The sequence below is a fragment of the Janthinobacterium sp. CG_23.3 genome (genome assembly GCF_046115965.1).
Classification (GTDB): domain Bacteria; phylum Pseudomonadota; class Gammaproteobacteria; order Burkholderiales; family Burkholderiaceae_D; genus Janthinobacterium.
In genome coordinates this window covers 1-3,527 of the sequence record NZ_JBJXIB010000227.1, presented here as the reverse complement: position 1 = coordinate 3,527, position 3,527 = coordinate 1, and the positions used below count along the sequence as shown (strand labels likewise).

At 64.4% G+C, this 3,527-nt stretch carries 2 protein-coding genes and 1 pseudogene; all 3 read right to left on the bottom strand.

All coding sequences use genetic code 11. From position 1 onward, the window contains the following. The coding region (locus ACFDR9_RS27210) for a PAS domain-containing protein (protein ID WP_409033008.1) at positions 1 to 535 on the bottom strand (535 nt) is incomplete at its 3' end. Then, positions 532 to 1,578, bottom strand: a complete 1,047-nt coding sequence (locus ACFDR9_RS27205) for a PAS domain-containing protein (RefSeq protein ID WP_409033007.1) — start codon at positions 1,576 to 1,578, stop codon at positions 532 to 534. The genes ACFDR9_RS27210 and ACFDR9_RS27205, both read right to left, overlap by 4 nt. Positions 1,579 to 1,744: 166 nt before the next feature. Then, positions 1,745 to 3,139: pseudogene (locus tag ACFDR9_RS27200) on the bottom strand (chemotaxis protein CheB); the annotation flags it as partial. Between the last annotated feature and the right edge of the window lie 388 nt (positions 3,140 to 3,527).

Genomic DNA, 3,527 nt, shown 5'->3' with positions numbered 1-3,527 from the left:
TGTGGGGGGCGGGGGGGTTGGGGAGGGCGGGGGGGCGTGTTTGTGGTGTTTGTTCTTTCTTGTCCGCGGTGCTATCCCCCCCCCCCCCCTCCTCCCCCCCCCCCCGGAACAGCGCCACCTCCAGCACCTGCCGCGCGCCGCTGTCGAAGACCGCGTCGATGAAGTCGCGGAAGCGGCGCTGGCCCTCGGGGGCGATGAACTGCTCGAATTGTCGGCCCAACAGCTCGGAGCGCGGGCTGCGCAGCAGCGCCGCGGCGGCGACGTTGGCGCGCGAGATGCGGCCGCCGCGTTCGATCGAGAAATAACTGGCCGGGGCCAGCTCGTAGAGTTCGGCGTAGTGGTTCAGGCCGACCTCGAACTCGTCCTTGATCAACTGCAGTTCGGCCAGCGCGGCGCTCTGCATCTCCAGCTCGAACTGGCTCACGCGCAGCGCGTGCAACTGCCTGTGCATGTCGCCGTGCGGGCCGGCGCCGGGCTGCTCGGCTTGCGCGCGCATCAGCGCCGCCTCGGCCGGACCGCCGGCGGAGCGGTTCACTTCACGCTCTCGAGCGTGGCCTTGCCTTGGCTCTGGATCAGGCGCAACTGCGCCTCGAGCAGCTTGGACTCGGTGATGTTGATGAAGGTGACGACGACGCCGTCGATGACGTTGTCGATGGTACGGTAAGGCATGATGCGCACGTTGTACCAGCGCCCGGTCTTGGTCGGCACCTGGCGCTCGGAAAACACCAGCGAGCGGATCACCTCCTGGGCGTCGGTTTCCAGGTCCGGGTAGTCGAGGTCGTTGACGATGTCGCTGAGCGGGCGCCGCAGGTCGGTGGCGATCAGCTTGTAGATTTGCGTGGCCGGCGCCGTGAAGCGGCGGATGCGCAGGCCGCTATCGAGGAAGATGGTGGCGATGTCGGTGCTGTTGAGCAGGTTCTTCATGTCGCTGTTGACCAGCGACAGGTCGTCGACCTTCGATTGCAGCTCGGCGTTGACGGTGTACAGTTCCTCGTTGAGCGACTGCATCTCCTCCTTCGACGTGGTCAACTCCTCGTTGGTCGACTGCAACTCCTCGTTGGTCGACTGCAACTCCTCGTTGGCCGATTTCAATTCCTCGCGCGAGGTTTGCATTTCGTCGCGCACCGCCTGGATCTCGGTCCGGGCCTGCAACAGTTGCTGCTCCAGTTCGAGCACCTTGGGGTTGGGCGAGCGGCCGCGCTTGGCCGCGGGCAGCAGCGGCGCGCTGGCGAAGGTCAGGAACACCATGCCGTGCAGCGACTCGGGCTGGCTCAAAGCCTCGGCGCTCAGGTCGACGCCCTGGGCCAGGCCGAGGTGGTCCTTGACCACCAGCCCCTTCAGGCGGACCACGCCCTCGCTGCCCAGCGCCTGCTTGATCAGGCCGGCCAGCTCGTAGCGCAGGCCCTCGCGCGCCATCGCGTGGATGTTCCAGTTGGCCTTGCCGGCGGCCGGTTCGAGGAAGGCGCCGGTGCGACCGTTGATGTAGAGGATGTCGCCGTCCGGGTTGAGCAGGGCCGCCGCCGGCGAATATTTTTGAAGCAGCAACTGCTCCACGTGGGATTGAATCTTTCCGGGCATGCTCACTTCTCTCGAGGGTGTGGGGGGGGGACGCGGCCGACAGTTTGGTCGGAAAATACGTCGGCAGGCGCTGGCGCGCCAGGTTGTCGAGGCGGCGGTACAGCCGGGTCGTCGTCGTCAGCGGCGAAAACAGGTCGGTAAAATGGCCCGGCGTGTCGGCGCTGCCCAGCAGCAGCAAGCCGTCGCGCTTGAGCGCGTAGTGGAACAGCGGAATCAGGCGCTGCTGCAGCTTGGCGTTCAGGTAGATCAGCAGGTTGCGGCAGCACAGGATGTCGAGCTTGGTGAACGGCGGGTCCGAAATGACGTTCTGCTGGGCGAAGATGATCATGTTGCGGATCTCCTTCTTGACGTGGTAGCCGTCCTTTTCCGCCACGAAAAAATGCTTCAGCCGCTCGGCCGAGACGTCGTTGGCGATGGCCGGCGCGAAGCGGCCCAGGCGGGCGCGGTCGATGGCGTCGCCCGACAGGTCGGTGGCGAAGATCTGCAGCGAGTATTTCGCCGTCGGGTTGACGTTGGCCACCACCTCGTTGAACACCATCGCCAGCGAATAGGCTTCCTCGCCGGTCGAGCAGGCCGGTATCCAGGCCTTGAACGCGCGCCCCCCGGGGTGGGCCGCCAACAGCTGCGGCAGCGCCACCGCCTTCAGGTATTCCCACACCTTCTGGTCGCGGAAGAAACTGGTCACGCCGATCAGCATTTCCTTGAACAGCAGGTCGATCTCGGCCGGGTTCTCGCGCAGGTAGGACACGTAGCCCTCCATCGACGAGATTTGGTACAGGCTCATACGCCGCTCGATGCGCCGCAGCACCGTGTTGATCTTGTAGTCGGTGAAGCTGTTGCCGGTATGCTCGCCAAGCAGCTCGACGATCTCGTGCAGCGCGTTCTTGCCGCGGTGCTCGTCGCCGGGCAGGTTCAGGAAGCTGCGGAACAGGTAGGAGATGATCTTTTCCGGCATTTTCTCCGGCATGTCGATCAGGTCGACGACCTCGGCGCCGATGGCGCTGGCCGGCATATACTCGAACTTGGCCGAATCGGGGAACTGCGCCAACGTCAGCCCGTTGCGTTCCTTGATCGCCTGCAGGCCGCGGGTGCCGTCGCCGCCCATGCCGGAAAAGACCACGCCGACCGCCAGTTCGCCGCGCTCGGCCGCCAGGGCGGCGAAAAACAGGTTGATCGGCAGGCGGTGGCCGCGCTGCTGGGACGGCTCGGCCAGCAGCAGGCGGCCGTCGGCGATGCCCAGGTCGGCGTTTGGCGGGATGACGTAGACGCGGTTCGGCCGCACCTCCATCCGGTGGGTGATTTGCGCCACCGGCAGGCTGGTGGCGCGCTGCAGCAGCTCCGGCAGCATCGCCTTGTGGGTCGGGTCGAGGTGCTGAATGACGACGTAGGCGATGCCGCTGTCCTGCGGCACGTTGGCGAGGAAGGCGACGATGGGGTCGAGTCCGCCGGCAGAGGCGCCGATGGCGACGATCGGGAACAGCGGGCGCGGCGGCGCCTTGGCACTTTTCAGCGCGCTCGGTTTGACCGGCTTCGGGCTGGCGTTGATGCGCCCGGTCGTCATCGCGGAACTAAGAGTGAAACGGGCATCCTGGGCACCTGAAAGTTGCGAATCCACATTCTAGCATTCGACAATTATATGAATGGGATTGCATATCTATCAAGGCGGATGCTTGATTATCGCGCGCCGCGACAACTAAACATGATATTTATCAAGTCAATGTCGAAAAATTCCTCGCCCCGGCGGCGAACGTGTCGCGCGGGCGCGCTCTTGCGCCAACGCGCTTTATACGCCGGCCCTGTGCGTCCACGGCACTTTTAACGAGGTCGTTCAGTTAGCGCGCTTTTCGTAGATATTATGAATGAAGGCGGGTCGGCAAAAGACGCAAATTAATCCTAAAGTGAAGGTTCGAAGAATCAACTTAGGAGAAAATCATGCAACCGACCCGCGC

Coding starts and splice junctions, on each gene's coding strand:
- ACFDR9_RS27205 (WP_409033007.1), bottom strand. CDS start 1,578: ATGCCCGGAAAGATTCAATCCCACGTGGAGCAGTTGCTGCTTCAAAAA.